Consider the following 19,333-nt stretch of genomic DNA (forward strand, 5'->3'; position numbering starts at 1 on the left):
GCCAGGCCGCGGGCGAGGTCGAGGCCGATGATGCGGGCGGTGGTGGAGGCGGCGGCGGTGGCGGTGCGGGTGGCGGTGCCACTGCGGGCGCGCGTGCCGTTGCTGTCGCCGGAACGCGGAACGGGGCCGCCCGGCTGGGCGACCCCGTTCTCGTGATCGGAGGAGTTCGTGCTGCGTCCTAGTTTCGGAAGATCGCGATGATGCGCAGCAGCTCGAGGTAGAGCCAGACGATCGTGGTCATGAGGCCGAAGGCGCCCGACCAGCCGTACTTGCGGGGAGCGCCGCTGCGCACACCGCGCTGGATGGCGTCGAAGTCGAGCACGAGCGAGTAGGCGGCCATGATGACGACGAGCACGCCGATGACGAGGCCGATCCAGCCGCTGCGCAGGCCGAACGGGTCGGTGACGACGCCGGTCATCATGAGGATGAGGTTGAGCAGCGAGAACACCATGTAGCCGACCATGGCGATGAGGAAGATCTTCGTGGCACGCTTCGAGGCGCGGATCTTGCCGTTCGCGAAGAGGGCCAGGGTGACGCCGAAGACGGCGACGGTCGCCAGCACGGCCTGCAGCACGATGCCGCCCCAGCGAGCCTCGAAGAAGCCCGAGATGGCACCGATCGCCAGACCCTCGAAGGCCGCGTAGAGGAAGATGAGCGGAACCGAGGGCTCGCGCTTGAAGGCGTTGATGAGACCGAAGACCAGGCCGCCGATGAAGCCGCCGATCATGAGACCGAGGCCGAGCACGGTGGGAACCGGCATGTTCGACAGGAAGCCGACAACGGCGGTGACCAGGAAGACCGCGAAGAGCCCGACCGTCTTCACGATCGTGTCTTCGTAGCTCATGCGGTCGGTCTCCGACGGCGTGGCCGACGGACGGTCGTAGAGCTCCTGCAACCCGTCGGCGCTGATCGTCGGCGTCTGAGCGGCGGCTTTGCCGTTGAAGATTGGGTTTTTCGCGAAGGCGGGGTTGCTGGACGATGCTTCGGCCATGTCAGTCTCTCTGTGAAAGGTGAGGGTGATCGTGGTCACCTCAATCTACTGCACCGATTTCATGAATCGCCTGGTAGTACGCCCACGGCGTACGGTGGGGGCGTGACGCAGAACACGCCCGCGCGGCCGCTCGTGATCGGCCATCGAGGGGCGAGCGGATACCGCCCCGAGCACACCGAGGCCGCCTATCGGCTCGCCTTCGCGCAAGGGGCCGACGCGGTCGAGCCCGACGTGGTGTTCAGTCGCGACGGGGTGGCCGTGGTGCGGCACGAGAACGAGATCTCGGGCACGACCGACGTGGCCGCGCATCCGGAGTTCGCCGACCGCCGCACCACCAGGTCCGTCGACGGCGAGGAGCTTACCGGCTGGTTCACCGAAGACTTCACCTGGGCCGAGCTCAGCACGCTGCGGGCGCGGGAGCGCCTGCCCACGCTGCGACCCGAGAGCGCCTCGCACGACGACGCCTTTCCGCTGCTGCGCCTCGTCGACGTGCTGCGGATCGTCGACGAGGTCGCGGAGGAGACCGGGCGGGGGGTCTTCCCGGTCGTGGAGGTCAAGCACGCGAGCCACTTCGACGCGCTCGGGCTGCCCGCGGCGGAGCTGGTGGCGCGGGCGCTCGAGGAGTCAAGGTGGGCCGGCCGGGGCGGGCAGACAGGGCCGACCGGGCGGCTTGTCGTCGAGTCGTTCGAGCAGACCGTGCTGGGGGAGTTGCGGATGCGCGGGGTCGACGCCCGGTACATCTATCTGGTCGAGGCGCACGGCAAGCCTTTCGACCAGGTCGTGCGCTGGGGTGACGCAGCGGTGGGCTATCTCGACCAGCTCACCGATGCATCCCTCTCGCAGCTGGCTGCCGAGGTCGACGGCATCAGCCTCGACAAGGCCCTCATCCTGCCGCTCGACGCCGACGGAAACTCGACGCGGGTGAGCGACGTGGTGGCGCGCGCGCACGGGGCGGGACTCGAGGTGTACACCTGGACGCTGCGGCCCGAGAACGCCTTCCTGCCGCGCGACATGCGCATCGGGCGCTCGTCGTCGGCGTTCGGGCAGTGGCAGCGGGAGTACCGCACCATCATGGCCAGCGGCGTCGACGGGGTCTTCGCCGACCACCCCGACCTCGCCGTCGTCGCCCGCGGGGGCGGTGTCGGAGGCGGCGCCTAGACTTGGTGCAGCATGAGCGACGCCACCGATCAGACCACCAGGAGCAGCATCCCGATCATCCTCGACGGGCCCGCCGGGCCGCGGGATGACGGAGGTGACCCGCTGCTCGACGGGCTGAACCCCGAGCAGCGCGAGGCCGTCGAGTACCGCGGCCCCGCCCTGCTCATCGTCGCGGGCGCCGGCAGTGGCAAGACGCGGGTGCTCACGCACCGCATCGCCGGGCTGATCAGGAGCGGCGAGGCGTGGCCCAGTCAGATCCTCGCCATCACCTTCACCAACAAGGCCGCGGCCGAGATGCGCGAGCGCGTCGGGCACCTGCTCGGCCAGGTGGCGGAGGGGATGTGGATCTCGACGTTCCACTCGGCGTGCGTGCGCATCCTGCGTCGCGAGGCCGAGAACTTCGGCTTCACCAAGAGCTTCACCATCTACGACTCGCAAGACTCGCGGGCGCTCATCAAGCGCATCATCAAAGACCACCAGGCCGACACCTTCGGGTTCACGGTGTCGCAGGTGGCCGCGAAGATCTCGAAGCTCAAGAACGAGCTCTCCGACGTGGAGTCGTACGCCAGGGGCGCGAACTTCTCCGACCCGCAGGAGGCGAAGTTCGTCGAGATGTTCGGTGCGTACACGCGCGCTCTGCGCGAGGCCAACGCCTTCGACTTCGACGATCTCATCAGCCAGACCGTGTTCCTGTTCCGGGCGTTCCCGCAGGTGGCGGAGCGCTATCAGCGACGGTTCCGGCACATCCTCGTCGACGAGTACCAAGACACCAACCACGCGCAGTACGCGCTCATCCGTGAGCTCACCCGGCCGCCGGAGTCGAACGAGCTGACCGGGCTCGCCGCGTTCGGCGGCGGGGGTGCGTCGCTCACCGTGGTGGGTGACTCCGACCAGTCGATCTACGCCTTCCGCGGCGCCGACATCCGCAACATCGTCGAGTTCGAGCGCGACTTCCCCGGCGCGCAGGTGGTGCTGCTCGAGCAGAACTACCGGTCGACGCAGAACATCCTCACCGCGGCGAACTCGGTCATCTCGAACAACTTCGACCGCAAAGACAAGAAGCTCTGGACTGCCGTGGGCGACGGCGAGAAGATCGTGGGCTTCACCGGGTACTCCGGGCACGACGAGGCGCAGTTCGTCGCCGACGAGATCGCGAAGCTCCGCGATGCGGGAATGCCCTACAACGAGATCGCGGTGTTCTACCGCACGAACTCGCAGACGAGAGCGCTCGAAGAGATCTTCATCCGTTCCGCGTTGCCCTACCGGGTGCTGGGCGGCACGAAGTTCTACGAGCGCGCCGAGATCAAAGACGCGATGGCGTACCTCACGAGTGTCGCGAATCCGTTCGACGCGCTCGCGCTACGGCGCATCCTGAACACCCCGAAGCGCGGCATCGGGCCCGCCACCGAGACCCAGCTGGCCTCCTTCGCCGAGCGCGAGCAGGTGAGCTACCGCGAGGCCATGCGTCGTGCGTCTGAGCTCGGGCTCGGGCCGAAGGTCACGGGGGCGATCCTGCAGCTGGCGGCGCTGCTCGACGAAGCCGCCGAGCTGGTCGACCCTGAGCGCGACGGGGGAGAGGCGACGGTGAGCGAGGTGCTCACGCTGCTCATGGAGAAGAGCGGGTACGTCACGAGCCTGCGCGCCAGTCGCGACCCGCAAGACGAGGCGCGGGCCGAGAACGTCGAAGAGCTCGTGGCCGTGACGAAGGAGTTCAACCGCAACAACCCCGACGGCACGCTGCTCGACTTCCTCACAGAGGTGTCGCTCGTCGCGGCCGTCGACGACCTCGACGACTCCAGCGGCACCGTGTCGCTCATGACGCTGCACACCGCGAAGGGGCTCGAGTACGACGCGGTGTTCCTCACCGGCATCGAAGAAGACCTGCTGCCGCACCGCATGTCGGCGAGCGAGCCGGGTGGGCCGGCCGAGGAGCGGCGACTGTTCTATGTGGGCATCACGCGGGCCCGCAAGCGGCTGTACCTGTCGCTCGCCATGACGCGGGCGCAGTTCGGTGAGACCGCGGTGGCGATGCCGAGCCGGTACCTGCAGGAGATTCCGGCGGAGCTCATCGACTGGATCCAGTCGCCCGGCATGGCCACCTCGCGTGGCGGCACCGAGCCGCGCGCCCTCAACGCCCAGCGCGGGCGGGGTGGTTCGGGCGGCATCTCGCGGTGGAACACCGACAGCGGCTACGGCATCCCGCCCGGTCCGCCGCGGCCGAAGACCGAGTGGGCCAATCGGGTCACCGGCCAGGTGCGCGACAACGGTGACCTCGAGCTGGCTCCCGGCGACCGCATCACGCACACCGACTTCGGCGAGGGCCGAGTGAACCAGGTCACCGGCGAGGGCGCCAAGCGTGTCGCCCACGTGCACTTCGACTCCGCCGGCCCCAAGAAACTCCTCATCAAGATCGCCCCCATCGAGAAGCTCTGACGGCCCCGGCCGCCAGCTCCCCGCGACGTCCTTACGGACAAAGTCCGTCCCAACCCACGTTCCGTCGGACTTTGTCCGCAAGGGAGTGGATGCGCGGGTGGCCTCGGGAGGTGGACTGCACATTCTCACGGAAAAAGTCCGTGATGACCTACGTCTTCACGGACTTTTCCCGTCAGAAGATGTCTGCGGCGCGCGGCCGGCCGGGTGCCCTCAGGGGCGGCGGCCCACGACGAGGCCGAGGGTGCCGAGGGCCATCATGATGGCGACGACCAGGCCGGCGATGCCGAGGGGCGGCGGTGTGAGGCCGGTCTGAGCGAGGCTCCCGGCAGGGGGCGTGCCCCCGCCGGGAGGCGACGCCGCGGGCGGGCCCGACGCGGGTGCCGGAGGCGTCGCCGCGGGCGGGGTCGGCGGCGGGGTCGGCGAGGGCGGCGGGGTCGGAGCCGGGAAGCGCACCGACTCGCTCGCGTGCACGCGGTGGTCGGCGAAGGCCGACACGACCGGGGTGGTCGCGAAGCGGTCGGTCGACGGCACCGAGTCGACCACGAAGTAGTAGAAGCCGGGAGCCGACACCTCGACGCACGGCGACTCGTGGGCGCCGTCGCCGAGCACCGTGGTCGTGACGCTCCCGGCGACAGGGTAGTCGTGCCAGCCCTCGGGCTCGGCACCCTCGGCGGGTTCGTGGTCGAGCGGGCCGAGGAGGGTGGAGACGACCTCGATCGGCGGTGCCCCCGACGGCAGGCCCGACACGAGCAGGCGATCGCTGACGCATCCCGGCGCGCTGAGCTCGCCCGTCGAGGCCGTCGAGGCCGTCGTCTCGATGATCGGGGTCGCCGGAACGAGCGTCGTCTCCGACGCCACCCCGAACTCCGACGTCCAGCCCTGGAGCCTCCCGCCCCCACGTTCGGGCGGGGTCTTGCGTGGGTCGATGGAGTCGACCCACACGTAGAACCCGGCGGCGGGCACCGTGCACTCTGGGCTGTCGTAGCGACCGGACCCCGTGGTGACAGCGGTCTCGACCTCGCAGACGACGGGCGCGTCTGCGGGAACCGTGGAGCTCCGCACCGGCCTCGTACCGAACGGCCCGAGCAGCCTGCTGCTCACCACCACAGGGATCGGCGCGAGCGTGCCGTCGGCCGCCCGGTACACACCCCACTCGCCGCCCGTCGGGGAGTCGGGGTGCGCCGAGACCTCCAGCCGATCGTGAAGGCCCGCACCCGCCGCCGCGACCGCCGCGCTCGTGATCGTCTCGACCCGCGGGCGGAACGGGCGGGGGTTGGGAACCGAGTCGGAGGCCGAGGCGCTCGCCGAGGTGGGGAAGGGCGACTGCACCAGCAGGCTCTGCGTTCCACCCCGGTTCTGCGCGAGCCGGAACCGCGGACCGTACGGCAGATCGGGATAGCTCACCGACACCGTCACCGCCGACACCGCGCGGCCCGAGTCGGGAACGATCTTCACCAGGGTGCCGTTCACCACCGCCATCGTGCGGGCCCCGTTCTCGAAGGTGGCGCCCCGCAGCTCCAGGGTGCCGCGATGGCTCGCGGGAGGCGCCTGCGCGGGCCCGGCGAGATGGTCGACGACGAGGTCGGTGACCACCAACCCCGCGTCGAGTCGCAGGTCGAGAGTGGCCCTGACGCCCCGGGAGGCGCCCTTCGCCCCGTCGGCCTGCCGCAGCATCCGATTCGCGAGCTCGAGCACCCGGTCGGCGTCGCCGTTGGCGCGCTGGGCGAAGTAGGCCTGGTCGTGCCCGGCGAGGCCCGTGATCGTCCAGGTGGCGAGCTGCGCCGCCACAGCCGTGACCGCGTCGCCCGGCGCACCCCAGGTGCGTGAGAGATACGCGAGCCGCGCCGAGTCGTCGGGCGAGAACAGCGCCGCGCTCGACCCGTCGAGGTAGTCGAACGAGGCGCCGGAGGGCGCGGGTTTCTCGACGTCGATGCAGTAGCCCATGTTGCCGTCGTCGAGCTCGTAGTTGCCGATCCACGACGCACCGTCGGCGAGCCACATCGACCCGCGGCCGTGCGCGATCTCCTGCACCGCGACGGCGGGCAGGGCGGTGGCCAGGGCGAGCCCGGGCAGAGGCAGGAGCGCGGCGGCGACCAGGGCGAGGATGCGGAGGATGCGGTTCATGCGACGAGACTGACCGCGAGAAGCGCACCCGCCCGCCGGCGACCGCCGATCTGTGGACGAATGTGCCCTCGGCGGCACCGGTGCAGAACTGGCCGGGAGCGACCCGGCCGGCGGCAGGACGCGCCTCGTCGCGGGGGTAGAGTGCTAGATGGTGTCCGGAGCGATGGAGGGGACACTCCTTTTGTCGCGCCGTCCTTCACATCCCGGTTCCCTGCCGGGACGACGAGTCGAATGCGGATTGGAAGAAGACCAGCGTGGATCTATTCGAGTACCAGGCCCGAGACCTCTTTGAAAGCTACGGCGTTCCCGTGCTGCCGGGCATCATCGCCGACACCCCCGAGGAGGTCAGGGCCGCTGCGGAGAAGCTCGGCGGCGTCACGGTGGTCAAGGCGCAGGTGAAGATCGGCGGCCGCGGCAAGGCCGGCGGCGTGAAGGTCGCGAAAGACCCCGAGGCGGCGGAAGAGGCAGCGAAGGCCATCCTCGGCCTCGACATCAAGGGCCACGTCGTCAAGCGCGTGATGGTCGCGGGCGGCGCCCGCATCGCGCAGGAGTTCTACTTCTCGGTGCTGCTCGACCGGGCCAACCGCTCCTACCTCTCCCTCACCAGCTACGAGGGCGGCATGGAGATCGAGCAGCTCGCCGTCGAGCGCCCCGACGCTCTCGCCCGCATCGAGGTCGACCCCATCGCGGGCATCGACATCGAGACCGCTCGCCGCATCGCCGTGGAGGCGAAGTTCCCCACCGAGCTGATCGAGAAGGTCGCCCCCGTCTTCGTGAAGCTCTGGGAGGTCTACAAGGGAGAAGACGCCACCCTGGTCGAGGTCAACCCGCTGGTGCTCACCGAGGAGGGCGACGTCATCGCCCTCGACGGCAAGGTCTCGCTCGACGAGAACGCCGGCTTCCGTCACCCGGGCCACGAGGCGCTCGAAGACGCCGACGCCGCCGACCCGCTCGAGGCCAAGGCCAAGGCCAACGACCTCAACTACGTCAAGCTCGACGGCGAGGTCGGCATCATCGGCAACGGTGCAGGGCTCGTCATGTCGACCCTCGACGTCGTCGCCTACGCCGGTGAGAACCACGGCGGCGTGAAGCCGGCCAACTTCCTCGACATCGGTGGTGGAGCATCCGCCGAGGTGATGGCCAACGGGCTCGACGTCATCCTGGGCGACGAGCAGGTGAAGAGCGTGTTCGTGAACGTCTTCGGCGGCATCACCGCCTGCGACGCGGTGGCCAACGGCATCGTCGCCGCCCTCGGCATCCTGGGCGACACCGCCTCGAAGCCGCTCGTGGTGCGCCTCGACGGCAACCGGGTGGAGGAGGGCCGCGCCATCCTGCGCGAGGCCGCCCACCCGCTGGTCACTCTGGCCGCCACCATGGACGAGGGCGCCGACAAGGCCGCCGAGCTGGCTGCTGCAGCCGCTGCGAAGTAAGCGAAGGACGAGAGAACAATGTCGATTTTTCTGAACAAGGATTCCAAGGTCATCGTCCAGGGCATCACGGGCGGTGAGGGCACCAAGCACACCGCCCTCATGCTGAAGGCCGGCACCCAGGTCGTCGGCGGCGTGAACGCGCGCAAGGCCGGCACCACCGTGGCCCACACCGACAAAGACGGCAATGCCGTCGAGCTCCCCGTGTTCGGCACCGTGAAGGAGGCCATCGAGGCCACCGGCGCCGACGTCTCCATCGCCTTCGTGCCGCCGGCATTCTCCAAAGACGCCATCATCGAGGCGATCGACTCCGAGATCCCGCTGCTCGTCGTCATCACCGAGGGCATCCCCGTGCAGGACTCGGCCGAAGCCTGGGCCTATGCCAAGGCCAAGGGCAACAAGACCCGCATCATCGGCCCGAACTGCCCCGGCATCATCACCCCCGGTGAGTCGCTCGTGGGCATCACCCCGGCGAACATCACCGGCAAGGGCCCGATCGGGCTGGTGTCGAAGTCGGGCACGCTGACCTACCAGATGATGTACGAGCTGCGCGACCTCGGCTTCTCCACCGCGATCGGCATCGGCGGCGACCCCATCATCGGCACCACGCACATCGACGCGCTCGCCGCGTTCGAGGCCGACCCCGAGACCAAGGCGATCGTCATGATCGGCGAGATCGGCGGAGACGCCGAGGAGCGCGCCGCCGACTTCATCAAGGCGAACGTCACCAAGCCGGTCGTCGGTTACGTGGCGGGCTTCACCGCGCCCGAGGGCAAGACCATGGGCCACGCGGGTGCCATCGTCTCCGGCTCGGCCGGCACCGCCCAGGCCAAGAAGGAGGCCCTCGAGGCCGCCGGCGTCAAGGTCGGCAAGACCCCGAGCGAGACCGCCGCCCTCCTCCGCGAAGTGTACGCAGCGCTGGGCTAAAGCCGCAGAACACACACGAAGGGGCCGTGCCGAGCGCGGCCCCTTCGGTGTTCCCGGATGCGGTGGCCGGTCTGCCACAATGGTGCGGTGACGGAGAACGCGGCGGCGGTGGCGGCCTCGAAGGTGCCGAGTCTGTACCGGCGGCTGAGGCACGAGCTGGTGACGGCGGAGGCCATCTACGGCACCATCCTCATCGCCGCCCTCATCGTCATCGTCGAAGACGACGAGAGCGACTTCTCGCTGCTCGTCACCGTCGGCACCTCGAGTTTCGTGTTCTGGATCGCCCACGTCTTCGCCGCCACGGTGGCCCACCACGGCAAGCTCGGGGCCACCGAGATCCCGCTCGGCGAGTCGCTCGCCCACGCCGTGAGGCACTCGGCGGGTCTGCTCACCTCGGCCATCCTCCCCATCGTCATGCTCGCGCTCGGCGCCGCCGGCATCATCCCCGAAGACGTCGCCTACGATCTCGCGCTCTCCGTCGGTGTCGTCGTGCTCTTCCTGCTCGGCATCCTCGCCTTCGCCGAGCGCGGCGCGAAGTGGTACGTGTGCTTCCTCGGCGGTTTCGTCACCGCGATGCTGGGAGTCGCCGTGATCCTGCTCAAAGCACTGTTGCACTGAGGCTCCGGATGCGCGGCTGACGGTAGGCTCGGGCAGGCATGAACCGCGCAACCACCGTCTTCCTCTCCGCCCTCGACGCGGTCATCGTCGTGGCCATCGGCCTCGGCATCCCCCTCATCCCCCTCACGGTGATGTGGGCGGTGCAGTTCGGCCTCTCGGTCGACTGGCTGGCGTTCTGGCGAGCCGCCGGCGACCTGTGGCTGCTCGGCAACGGCGTCGACCTGCGGCTCGCGATCGACCCGGCACTGGCCCTGCGCCTCGGCGTCGCCGGTGCCGAGACGCCGTTCGAGGTGGGCATCGCGCCGCTCGGTTTCGCGCTGCTCACGCTGCTGCTCGGCACGCGTTCGGGGCGCCGCCTGAGCGCGACGCCCTACCCCGTGACGGGCGCGGTGGTGGGGGTCGTGGTGCTGGCGGCTCTGGGGCTCGCCGTCGCCTTCGGCGCCCGCGACGACGCCGCGATGCCCTCGATCGCCCAGAGCACCGTGTTCCCCGCCGCCGTCTACGCAGCGGGTCTTGCCATCGGCTACGCCTGGAAGGCGCGTCGCTCGCCGTCGCGCGAGCCCGCTCCCGACGCGGTACTCAGCCGGCGGTGGCGGTCGGCGATCGCCTCGGTGCCGGAGACCGAGCGCAGCCTCGTCGCACTCGCGCTGCGCGGCGGTGCGCTGACGGCCGCGACGGTCGTCGGCTTCTCGGCGCTCGCGATGGCCGTCATCCTGGTCGCCAACTTCTCGTCGATCGTCGCGCTCTACGAGAGCCTGCAGGCGGGCCTCCTCGGCGGCATCACCCTCACGCTCGCGCAGCTCGCCCTGTTGCCCAACCTCATCGTCTGGACGGCGAGCTGGTTCGTGGGCCCCGGCTTCGCCCTCGGCGCCGGATCGGGCGTCTCGCCGCTCGGCACCCAGCTCGGCCTGGTGCCCTCCCTCCCGGTGCTGGGTGCCCTGCCCCAGGGCACGCCCGTGCTCGGATTCGTGGGGCTGCTGGTGCCCGTGGCGGCGGGCTTCCTGGCGGCAGCCGTGCTGCGCCCCGTGTTCCTGCGGGCGGTCGCGGGCCGTCAGCTCGGCGGGGCGCGGGGGCGGGCCGTGCGGTTGGTCGGAGTAGCGGTGGGGATCGGCCTCGTCGGTGCGAGCATCCTCGCGCTGCTCGCGCTCTGGTCAGGCGGCGCGGCGGGCCCGGGGCGGCTCGCCGAGGTCGGCCCCGACGCGGGCGCCGTCTGGCTCTGGGCCTTCGTCGAGCTCACCGTCTCCTCGGCGCTCGGCCTCGTCGCCGGCGCGACGTCGTCGGGTGCGGGTGCGGCCGCAGGTGCGAGCGCGGGCGCGAGCCCGCGCTCGGCCTCGGCCTCCGGCGCAGGCGCGGCCTCCACCCTGCACACCGCGCCGATCGACCGCACCGCCCCCGTCGACCGCCCGGCGCCGCCCTCCCGACGAGAGGCCCCCGCCGCGCCGGATACACTGTGACGGTGCTCTCGCTCCTCGTCCTGATCTCCGGGGGTGGCTCGAATCTCCGCGCGCTCCTCGACGCCGCGACCGACGCCGAGTACCCGGCGCGCGTGATCGCCGTCGGCTCCGACACGGATGCGCCCGGCCTCGCCCACGCCGAGGAGTACGGCGTGCCGTCGTTCACCGTCGTCCCGACCGCTTTCGAGTCGCGCGAGGCCTGGGGCGCCGAGCTGCTGGCCCAGATCGAACGCTGGTCGCCTGACCTCGTCGTCTGCGCCGGGTTCATGCGCATCCTGCCGCCCGTCGTGGTGGCCACGCTCACCCCGCGCATCATCAACACGCATCCGGCCCTGCTTCCGGCGTTCCCCGGGGCGCACGCCGTGCGCGACGCGCTGGCCGCGGGCGTCGACACCACGGGCGTGACCGTGCACGTGATCGACGAGGGCGTCGACACGGGCCCCGTCATCGTGCAGCAGTCGGTGGCCGTCGAGCCCGGCGACACCGAGCACGAACTGCATGAACGCATCAAGACCGTCGAGCGGGCCCTGCTGGTGCAGGCCGTGCTCGACATCGCCAACGGACACGTCGACCTCGAGGAGACAGCAGCACGATGAGTGGCCCCCAGCACGACCCGAGCCTCTACCGCCACCGCGACACGGTGCCGATCACCAGGGCGCTCATCTCCGTCAGCGACAAGACCGGGCTGGTCGATCTCGTGCAGGCGCTCGCCGCGAACGGGGTCGAGATCGTCTCGACCGGGTCGACGGCGAAGAGCATCGCCGACGCGGGCGTGTCGGTCACCGAGGTGTCGAGCGTCACCGGCTTCCCCGAGTCGCTCGACGGGCGTGTGAAGACGCTGCACCCGGGGGTGCACGCCGGAATCCTCGCCGACCTGCGCCTCGAGTCGCACGAGAAGCAGCTGGGCGAGCTCGGCATCCGCCCCTTCGACCTCGTCGTGGTGAACCTCTACCCGTTCCGTGAGACGGTCGCCTCGGGCGCCGCCCCCGACGCCGTCATCGAGCAGATCGACATCGGCGGGCCCGCGCTCGTGCGCGCCTCGGCGAAGAACTTCGCCAACGTCGCCATCGTGGTCTCGCCCGACCGTTACGACGACGTCATCGCCGCCGCGGCCACGGGCGGCACCGCGCTGGAGCTGCGCCGCGAGCTCGCCGCGCAGGCCTTCGCCCACACCGCCTCCTACGACACGGCGGTGGCCGGCTGGTTCGCCGAGCAGCTGGGCGGCGAGACGAGCGAGGCGATCGCCTCGGCCGAGGCGGGCGTGCAGGGTGTCGGCGGCATCGAGGGTGCGCCTGTTCCGGATGCTCCGGCCGGCTTCCCCGAGACCCTCCAGGTCGAGGCCACCAAGACCGCCACCCTCCGCTACGGCGAGAACTCGCACCAGGAGGCGGCCCTCTACGCGCTCGCCGACGGGCACGGCATCGCGCAGGCTGTGCAGCTGCACGGCAAGGAGATGTCGTACAACAACTACGTCGACGCCGACGCCGCCGTGCGCGCGGCCTTCGACTTCGACGAGCCCGCCGTCGCCATCATCAAGCACGCGAACCCCTGCGGCATCGCCGTCGCGTCTCGTTCGATCGATGCGCAGCACGCCATCGCCGACGCCCACGCCAAGGCTCACGCCTGTGACCCGCTGTCCGCCTTCGGCGGCGTCATCGCCGCCAACCGCACCGTGACGCTCGCCATGGCCGAGACGGTGAAGGACATCTTCACAGAGGTGCTCGTCGCGCCAGCCTTCGAGGCGGAGGCCTTCGAGGTGCTGAAGACGAAGAAGAACCTGCGCCTGCTCACCCTCCCCGAGGGCTTCGGCCGCGAGGCCACCGAGCTCCGCCAGCTGAGCGGCGGCTTCCTCGCCCAGACCCCCGACGGCTTCGGCGGGCTCGACCGCACAAGCTGGACGCTCGCCGCAGGCCCCGCCGCCGACGAGGCGACCCTCGACGACCTCGAGTTCGCCTGGAAGGCCTGCCGCTCGGTGAAGTCGAATGCCATCCTGCTCGCCTCGAAGGGCGCCTCCGTCGGCGTCGGCATGGGTCAGGTGAACCGGGTCGACTCCTGCCGGCTCGCCGTCACGCGCGCCGGCGACCGCGCCGCGGGGTCGGTCGCGGCATCCGACGCCTTCTTCCCCTTCGCCGACGGGCTCGAGATCCTGCTCGAGGCCGGGGTGAAGGCGGTCGTGCAGCCGGGTGGCTCGGTGCGCGACGAGGAGGTCGTCGCGGCTGCCGAGAAGGCCGGAGTGACGATGTACTTCACCGGAGAGCGTCACTTCTTCCACTGAATCCACTGGGCCGACGTCCAGGATGCACTGGGCCGGCGCCCAGTCCGCATCACCTAAGGTCGTCTCTATGTCCTCGTACCGGCTCCGCTCGCTCCTGGCATCGGTGGCCGCAGCGGCGGTGATCGCCGTGATCGCGCTGCTCGTGGCCGACCTGGCCTACTTCATCGCGAACAGCCAGAACCCCCAGGTCTTCCCGGTCTACAGCGAGTACTTCCTCAACTCGACACTGCTGCTGTTCCTGTTCACCGCCGTGTTCGGGCTGGTCGGGGCGTTCCGGCGCTGGTACACCGCGCTCATCGCGGGGGTGGTCTCCTCGGTGCTCGCCGCACTCGTGGGCACCGGGGTCTCGGCGCTCGTGGCCGGCATCGCCTTCGACGCCATGGTCGTGCCGCTCCTGCAGACCATGGTGGGCAACAACCTGCTGTTCGTGCTCGGCGGCACCATCGCATCCGTCACCGTCGCCCGGCGCATCCACGCCGCCATCGCCATCAGCGAGCAGGAGGAAGTGCTGAAGAAGAAGTACGTGCTGGTGCGGCGGCCGGCGGAGAGCCTGGCCCAGGGCGTCGTCACGCACATCGAGCGCAGCGAGGTCGACGTCGACCTGGCGGAGGAGCAGTGGGAGGCCTATCTCGCCGCGCTCACCGGTGCGGGGTGGGAGCCCGTCGAGGTGCCCGTCGCCGACGAGCTGCCCGACTCGGTGTTCGTCGAAGACGCCGTCGTGATGTTCGGCGCCCTCGCCGTGATCGGCAGCCCGGGCGAGGAGTCGCGGGTGGGGGAGCTCGACGCGGTCGAGGCGAGCGTCGCGGGCCTCGGGCTCGAGGTGGTGCGCATCGAGCGGCCCGGAACCCTCGACGGCGGCGACGTGCTGAAGATCGACTCCACGGTCTACGTGGGCCGCGGCGGGCGCACGAACTCCGACGGCATCCGGCAGCTGCGTAAGATCCTCGCGCCGCGGGGCTACTCCGTGGTGGCGGTTCCGGTCACCAAGGCGCTGCACCTGAAGAGCACCGTCACGGCGCTGCCCGACGGCACGGTCATCGGCTACCGGCCGCTCGTCGACGACCCCTTCGTGTACGACCGCTTCCTCGAGGTGCCCGAGCCGAGCGGCGCCCACGTGGTGGTGCTCGCCGACGACACCGTGCTGGTCGCGGCCTCCGCGCCCGAGTCGGCGCGGCTCATCGAGGGCCTCGGCTACCGGGTGATCTCGGTCGACATCTCGGAGTTCGAGAAGCTCGAGGGGTGCGTCACCTGCCTCTCCGTGCGGGTGCGATGAGCGATTCGTCACCGTGCTTGCGTCGTCCGGCTGCGGGAGCTAGCCTGTAAGGCTGCCACGACGCCGACACCCCCTCTACGGGGGTATTCGTCGCGCCCCCGGGCAGCACGACGAAAGACGAGAGCATGACCACCCCGCACGACCAGAAGCCCACCGGAACAGTGGCGGTACTGGCACGTCTGCGACCCTTCGCGAAGCAGGCGCTGCCGCGCATCTACACGGCGATGGTGGTCTCCCTGCTCGCCTCGCTGGTCGCGCTCGCCATTCCGCAGGTGCTGCAGTGGCTCGTCGACGGCCCGCTCGCCGACGGCGACGAGCGCCAGATCTGGCTGGCCGGCGGCATCGTGCTCAGCCTCGGTGTGCTCGAGGCCGTGCTCATCGGTCTGCGCCGTGCCCTCGTGCTGACGCCGGGCACCCACGTCGAGGCGCGCATGCGCAACGCGCTGTACGCCCAGCTGCAAGACCTGCCCGTGTCGTTCCACGACCGCTGGCCGAGCGGGCAGCTACTTTCGCGTGCCGTCAGCGACCTCAACCTCATCCGCCGCTGGCTGTCGTTCGGGCTCGTGCTGCTCGTCGTGAACGTGCTCACGCTGCTCGGCGGCGTCGCCATCCTCATCAGCCTGAACGGGGTGCTCGGCCTTATCTTCCTGGCCGCGGCCATCCCCGTCATCCTCTACAGCTTCTCGTTCGAGCGCCGGTATTCGGATGTCGCCCGCCGCAGCCAAGACCAGGCCGGCGATCTGGCCACCAGCGTCGAGGAGTCGGTGCACGGCATCCGTGTGCTGAAGGCCTTCGGCCGCAGCCGCTACGCGCTGAAGCGCTTCGAGCGCCAGGCCGAGGAGCTGCGCGGCACCGAGATCGAGAAGGCCAAGGCCATCGCCGGCATCTGGCTCTACCTCACCCTCATTCCCGACGTCGCCTTCGGCGTCTGCCTGGTCACGGGGGTGTGGCTCGCCTCCACCGGGCAGACCTCGGTGGGCCAGCTCGTGGCGTTCTTCGCCACCGGAACGGTGCTGCTGTTCCCCATCTGGTCGATGGGGTACTTCCTCGCCATGACGCTCGACGCGAAGACCGCCACGCAGCGCTTCTTCGAGGTGATGGACGAGCGCAACACCATCACCGACCCCGAGTCGCCCGAGACGGTGGTCGACGGGCGCGGGGAGCTGGTGTTCGACGCGGTGCACTTCCGCTACCAGGACGCACCCGAGCGCTTCCCCGACCTGCTCGACGGGGTCGACCTCACCGTGCGGCCGGGCGAGACCATGGCGCTCGTCGGCCTCACCGGTTCGGGCAAGTCGACGCTCACCGCGCTCACCACCCGGCTCTACGACGTCACCGGCGGCGCCGTGCGGGTCGACGGCGTCGACGTGCGGCGGATGCGACGGGAAGAGTTGCGCTCGCGCGTCGCCATGGCGTTCGAGGAGGCCACCCTGTTCAGCCAGACGGTGCGCGAGAACGTGCTGCTCGGCCGGCCCGAGGCGTCGGAGGCCGAGCTGCGCGAGGCGCTCGAGATCGCCCAGGCGAGCTTCGTCGACGACCTGCCCGAGGGTCTCGACACCAGGGTCGGGGAGGAGGGACTCAGTCTCTCCGGCGGCCAGCGTCAGCGCCTCGCGCTGGCCCGTGCCATCGCGGCCAAGCCGAGCATCCTGGTGCTCGACGACCCGCTCTCGGCCCTCGACGTCGACACCGAGGCGCTGGTCGAGGCCGCGTTGCGCCGGGTGCTCGCCACCACGACGGCGCTCATCGTGGCGCACCGCCCGTCGACGGTCGCGCTCGCCGACCGGGTCGCCCTGCTGCAAGACGGGAAGGTCACGGCGGTGGGCACGCACTCGGAGCTGCTGGCGACGAACGAGCACTACCGCTTCGTGATCTCGAGCCTGGAGGCCGAGGCCGCCGCCGACGCGACCGGAGCAGCCGCCGCACAGACCGACACCGACACCGAACGAGAGGGGGTGGCACGATGACCGACGCATCCGTCAGCGGGGTCGAGGGCGAGGAGCGCGACGACCTCAGCCGCGCCGAGAGCAAGCAGATCAGGGCCAGGTCGCTGCGCCTGCTCGGCTCGCTCGTGCACCCGATGCGCGGGAGCCTCGCCCTCAGTATTGTCGTGGTCGTCATCAGCACCGTGTCGCAGGTGGCGGGCCCCGCCATCATCGCCTACGGCATCGACACCGGGCTTCCTGCCCTGCTCGACGCCGACTGGATGCCCGTGGCACTCGCCGGGGTGGCCTACCTGCTCGCCGGCATCACGGGCGCCGGGCTCATCGCCTGGTTCACGGTGCTGTCGGCGCGCATCAGCCAGGCCATCTTGTTCGACCTGCGCCGCCGGGTCTTCCTGCACACCCAGAAGCTGAGCCTCGAGTTCCACGAGAGCTACACCTCGGGCCGCATCATCTCGCGCCAGACCAGCGACCTCGACGCCATCCGGGAGCTGCTCGACTCGGGCATCAACCAGCTGGTGCAGGGCGTGCTCTACATGCTGTTCACGGCGGTCGCGCTGTTCCTGCTCGACGTCGAGAGCGGGCTCATCCTGCTCGCCTCGCTGGTGCCGCTCGCGGTGCTCACGCGCTGGTTCCAGGTGCGGTCGCAGCGCATGTTCCGGCGCACCCGCGTGGCCTCGGCGCGGCTCATCGTGCAGTTCGTCGAGAGCATGACGGGTATCCGTGCCGTGAAGGCGTTCCGCAAGGAGCGCCGCAACGAGGCGGAGTTCGCCGAGCTGGTCGAAGACTACCGGCACTCGAACGGGCGGGTGATCAGGCTGTTCGGCATCTACGACCCGGGGCTCGTGCTCATCGGCAACATCGCCGTGGCCGTGGTGCTGCTGGTCGGCGGGTTCCGCGTCGTCGACGGCGGGCTCGAGATCGGTGTGCTGCTCGCCGCCGTGCTCTACACGCGCCGCTTCTTCGACCCGATGGAAGACATGGCCATGTTCTACAACGGCTACCAGAGCGCCACGGCGGCACTGGAGAAGATCTCGGGCGTGCTCGAGGAGCGGCCGAGCGTGCCCGATCCCGACCGCCCCGTCGACCTCTGGGTGTCGTCGGGTGCCGTGCGGTTCGAGAACGTCGAGTTCGGCTACGACCCGAACCGGCCCATCCTTCCCGAGTTCGAGCTCGACATCCCCGCCGGGCAGACCGTCGCGCTCGTGGGTTCGACCGGCGCGGGCAAGTCGACGCTGGCGAAGCTCATCTCGCGCTTCTACGACCCCACGGCCGGCCGCATCACGCTCGACGGGCTCGATCTGCGGGAGCTGCACCCGAAAGACCTGCGCCGCGCCATCGTCATGGTGACCCAGGAGGCGTACCTGTTCTCCGGAACGGTGGCCGACAACATCGCCATCGGCAAGCCCGACGCGACTCCGGAGGAGATCGTCGCCGCCGCGAAGGCGGTCGGCGCCGACGAGTTCATCACGGGCCTGCCGAACGGCTACGACACCGACGTGAACAAGCGCGGCGGCAGGGTGTCGGCGGGGCAGCGCCAGCTCATCTCATTCGCCCGCGCGTTCCTCGCGAACCCCGCGGTGCTCATCCTCGACGAGGCGACCGCGTCACTCGACATCCCGAGCGAGCGGCTGGTGCAGGAGGCGCTGCAGACGCTGCTCGCCGACCGCACCGCCGTCATCATCGCGCACCGCCTCTCGACGGTGTCGATCGCCGACCGGGTGCTGGTGATGGAGCACGGGCGCATCGTCGAGAACGGGTCGCCCGCCGAGCTCATCGCGGGGGAGGGGCGGTTCGCGCAGCTGCACGCCTCCTGGCGCGGGTCGCTGGTGTAGCGACCCGGCCGGGCGGTGCCGGCGCGACGGGGCGCGAGACGTCAGCGCTCCGACCGCGGGCGGTGCCCGCTACTTCCAGGCGTCGAACATGCCGTTGCCGGCGCCGAAGATCTTCCAGCCGTCTTGGCAGTTGATGTTCTCCACCGGCGGCAGTGTCTGGGGCCACCAGGTATCTTGCAGGGCCGGCGCAGCATCCGTGGCGCCCGCCTCGCACGCACCACCCAGCACCGCGGCTCCGGTGGTGAACTGCATGATGGTGGCTCCGGTCTCGGAGTTCTCCTTGATGCGGATCATCGTGGCGTCGTCGGGAACCCAGGAGGGGATCGGGATGCTCGCGTTCGACGCCCGGCCATCGGCGGCCGTGGGGTAGAGCTGGGCCTCGACGGGGGGAGTGATGGCGTTGGCGAGGGTGCATCCTGACAACGCGGCGACGAGTCCGGCCGCCGCCAGGGCGGCGGGGAGCGCGCGCGTCTTCATCTGCTGTGGTCGGTCCTCTCGTCGTGGGCGTCCGGGTGCGACGGATGCCACATCGCCTTAGCGTAGTCGACCGTATACCCCGGTTCCCGCGAGATCGCTCGGAGCGGGGTGCCCTCCGCCTCGTAGTGCTCGCGCGCGCGGGCCTCGTGACCGGTGGGAGGCAGGCCCCCCGACCGCACCACCCGCCACCACGGATGCGCGTGGCCGTAGCGTCGCATCACCCCGCCGACGGCACGCGCGGCACGGGTGCCGAGCAGGGCTGCGACGTCGCCGTAGGCGAGAACGCGGCCCGGCGGGATGGAGTCGACGACCTCGAGCACGGCCTCGACGAAGGTGGGGAGCTCGTCGTCGGTGACCGTCGGCCCCCGTTCGTCACTGTCGGGGCCGGCCCTGCGCATCCG

16 protein-coding genes are annotated in these 19,333 nt (G+C 70.4%); 12 read left to right on the forward strand and 4 right to left on the reverse strand.

Going from position 1 to position 19,333, the window contains the following annotated elements; genetic code table 11:
• The first annotated feature begins 27 nt into the window (after positions 1 to 27).
• Entirely contained in the window at positions 28 to 156 is a 129-nt protein-coding gene (locus HL652_RS21855) for a hypothetical protein (protein WP_256371283.1), read from the forward strand.
• A gap of 22 nt (positions 157 to 178) precedes the next feature.
• Here the strand turns inward: HL652_RS21855 and HL652_RS01535 are convergent, their stop codons facing one another.
• Positions 179 to 991: a Bax inhibitor-1/YccA family protein gene (locus HL652_RS01535; RefSeq protein ID WP_171703672.1), complete on the reverse strand. Its 813-nt coding sequence runs from the start codon at positions 989 to 991 to the stop codon at positions 179 to 181.
• Between the two features lie 102 nt (positions 992 to 1,093).
• Here HL652_RS01535 and HL652_RS01540 point away from each other — a divergent pair, with 102 nt between their 5' ends.
• Both HL652_RS01540 and HL652_RS01545 read left to right on the forward strand, forming a co-directional pair.
• Positions 1,094 to 2,149: a glycerophosphodiester phosphodiesterase family protein gene (locus HL652_RS01540; protein ID WP_171703673.1), complete on the forward strand. Its 1,056-nt coding sequence runs from the start codon at positions 1,094 to 1,096 to the stop codon at positions 2,147 to 2,149.
• Between the two features lie 12 nt (positions 2,150 to 2,161).
• On the forward strand, positions 2,162 to 4,582 hold the full coding sequence (locus HL652_RS01545) for an ATP-dependent helicase (protein ID WP_171703674.1): 2,421 nt from the start codon (positions 2,162 to 2,164) through the stop codon (positions 4,580 to 4,582).
• Positions 4,583 to 4,792: 210 nt separating this feature from the next.
• Here the strand turns inward: HL652_RS01545 and HL652_RS01550 are convergent, their stop codons facing one another.
• Positions 4,793 to 6,706 carry a hypothetical protein gene (locus HL652_RS01550; protein ID WP_171703675.1) on the reverse strand — a complete coding sequence of 638 codons (1,914 nt, stop codon included), beginning with the start codon at positions 6,704 to 6,706 and terminating at the stop codon, positions 4,793 to 4,795.
• Positions 6,707 to 6,960: 254 nt separating this feature from the next.
• On the opposite strand from HL652_RS01550, the gene sucC reads away from it, so the two are divergent.
• The 9 genes from sucC to HL652_RS01595 all read left to right on the forward strand — a co-directional run bounded on the left by sucC (position 6,961) and on the right by HL652_RS01595 (position 18,455).
• Positions 6,961 to 8,136, forward strand: a complete 1,176-nt coding sequence (sucC, locus tag HL652_RS01555; RefSeq protein ID WP_171703676.1) for an ADP-forming succinate--CoA ligase subunit beta — start codon at positions 6,961 to 6,963, stop codon at positions 8,134 to 8,136.
• A gap of 18 nt (positions 8,137 to 8,154) precedes the next feature.
• The gene (sucD, locus tag HL652_RS01560) at positions 8,155 to 9,060 is read left to right on the forward strand and encodes a succinate--CoA ligase subunit alpha (RefSeq protein ID WP_171703677.1); all 906 of its coding nucleotides are present in this window, start codon (positions 8,155 to 8,157) and stop codon (positions 9,058 to 9,060) included.
• Between the two features lie 87 nt (positions 9,061 to 9,147).
• Positions 9,148 to 9,678, forward strand: a complete 531-nt coding sequence (locus HL652_RS01565; RefSeq protein ID WP_171703678.1) for a hypothetical protein — start codon at positions 9,148 to 9,150, stop codon at positions 9,676 to 9,678.
• 38 nt (positions 9,679 to 9,716) lie between these two features.
• Entirely contained in the window at positions 9,717 to 11,132 is a 1,416-nt protein-coding gene (locus tag HL652_RS01570; RefSeq protein WP_216603965.1) for a cell division protein PerM, read from the forward strand.
• A gap of 2 nt (positions 11,133 to 11,134) precedes the next feature.
• On the forward strand, positions 11,135 to 11,728 hold the full coding sequence (purN, locus tag HL652_RS01575) for a phosphoribosylglycinamide formyltransferase (RefSeq protein ID WP_171703679.1): 594 nt from the start codon (positions 11,135 to 11,137) through the stop codon (positions 11,726 to 11,728).
• A complete protein-coding gene (gene purH, locus HL652_RS01580; RefSeq protein WP_171703680.1) occupies positions 11,725 to 13,407 on the forward strand; it encodes a bifunctional phosphoribosylaminoimidazolecarboxamide formyltransferase/IMP cyclohydrolase in 1,683 nt (560 codons plus the stop codon). Before purN ends, purH begins: the two co-directional genes overlap by 4 nt.
• Positions 13,408 to 13,474: 67 nt before the next feature.
• On the forward strand, positions 13,475 to 14,680 hold the full coding sequence (gene ddaH, locus HL652_RS01585) for a dimethylargininase (RefSeq protein WP_171703681.1): 1,206 nt from the start codon (positions 13,475 to 13,477) through the stop codon (positions 14,678 to 14,680).
• A 125-nt stretch (positions 14,681 to 14,805) separates the two neighbouring features.
• On the forward strand, positions 14,806 to 16,644 hold the full coding sequence (locus tag HL652_RS01590; RefSeq protein WP_171703682.1) for an ABC transporter ATP-binding protein: 1,839 nt from the start codon (positions 14,806 to 14,808) through the stop codon (positions 16,642 to 16,644).
• Positions 16,641 to 18,455, forward strand: a complete 1,815-nt coding sequence (locus HL652_RS01595) for an ABC transporter ATP-binding protein (RefSeq protein WP_171703683.1) — start codon at positions 16,641 to 16,643, stop codon at positions 18,453 to 18,455. Before HL652_RS01590 ends, HL652_RS01595 begins: the two co-directional genes overlap by 4 nt.
• Positions 18,456 to 18,524: 69 nt before the next feature.
• Here the strand turns inward: HL652_RS01595 and HL652_RS01600 are convergent, their stop codons facing one another.
• Together HL652_RS01600 and HL652_RS01605 are read right to left on the reverse strand one after the other, a co-directional pair.
• Positions 18,525 to 18,932, reverse strand: coding sequence for a hypothetical protein (locus HL652_RS01600; RefSeq protein WP_171703684.1), 408 nt, complete (start codon positions 18,930 to 18,932; stop codon positions 18,525 to 18,527).
• Positions 18,929 to 19,330: an MGMT family protein gene (locus tag HL652_RS01605; protein WP_171703685.1), complete on the reverse strand. Its 402-nt coding sequence runs from the start codon at positions 19,328 to 19,330 to the stop codon at positions 18,929 to 18,931. Before HL652_RS01605 ends, HL652_RS01600 begins: the two co-directional genes overlap by 4 nt.
• Between the last annotated feature and the right edge of the window lie 3 nt (positions 19,331 to 19,333).

This window comes from Herbiconiux sp. SALV-R1 (assembly GCF_013113715.1).
GTDB lineage: Bacteria > Actinomycetota > Actinomycetes > Actinomycetales > Microbacteriaceae > Herbiconiux.

What these genes read in the sequence shown, in the direction of transcription:
- HL652_RS21855 (WP_256371283.1), top strand. Translation starts at nt 28, where the DNA reads ATGATGCGGGCGGTGGTGGAGGCGGCGGCGGTGGCGGTGCGGGTGGCG.
- HL652_RS01535 (WP_171703672.1), bottom strand. Translation starts at nt 991, where the DNA reads ATGGCCGAAGCATCGTCCAGCAACCCCGCCTTCGCGAAAAACCCAATC.
- HL652_RS01545 (WP_171703674.1), top strand. Translation starts at nt 2,162, where the DNA reads ATGAGCGACGCCACCGATCAGACCACCAGGAGCAGCATCCCGATCATC.
- HL652_RS01550 (WP_171703675.1), bottom strand. Translation starts at nt 6,706, where the DNA reads ATGAACCGCATCCTCCGCATCCTCGCCCTGGTCGCCGCCGCGCTCCTG.
- sucD (WP_171703677.1), top strand. Translation starts at nt 8,155, where the DNA reads ATGTCGATTTTTCTGAACAAGGATTCCAAGGTCATCGTCCAGGGCATC.
- HL652_RS01570 (WP_216603965.1), top strand. Translation starts at nt 9,717, where the DNA reads ATGAACCGCGCAACCACCGTCTTCCTCTCCGCCCTCGACGCGGTCATC.
- purH (WP_171703680.1), top strand. Translation starts at nt 11,725, where the DNA reads ATGAGTGGCCCCCAGCACGACCCGAGCCTCTACCGCCACCGCGACACG.
- ddaH (WP_171703681.1), top strand. Translation starts at nt 13,475, where the DNA reads ATGTCCTCGTACCGGCTCCGCTCGCTCCTGGCATCGGTGGCCGCAGCG.
- HL652_RS01590 (WP_171703682.1), top strand. Translation starts at nt 14,806, where the DNA reads ATGACCACCCCGCACGACCAGAAGCCCACCGGAACAGTGGCGGTACTG.
- HL652_RS01595 (WP_171703683.1), top strand. Translation starts at nt 16,641, where the DNA reads ATGACCGACGCATCCGTCAGCGGGGTCGAGGGCGAGGAGCGCGACGAC.
- HL652_RS01600 (WP_171703684.1), bottom strand. Translation starts at nt 18,932, where the DNA reads ATGAAGACGCGCGCGCTCCCCGCCGCCCTGGCGGCGGCCGGACTCGTC.
- HL652_RS01605 (WP_171703685.1), bottom strand. Translation starts at nt 19,330, where the DNA reads ATGCGCAGGGCCGGCCCCGACAGTGACGAACGGGGGCCGACGGTCACC.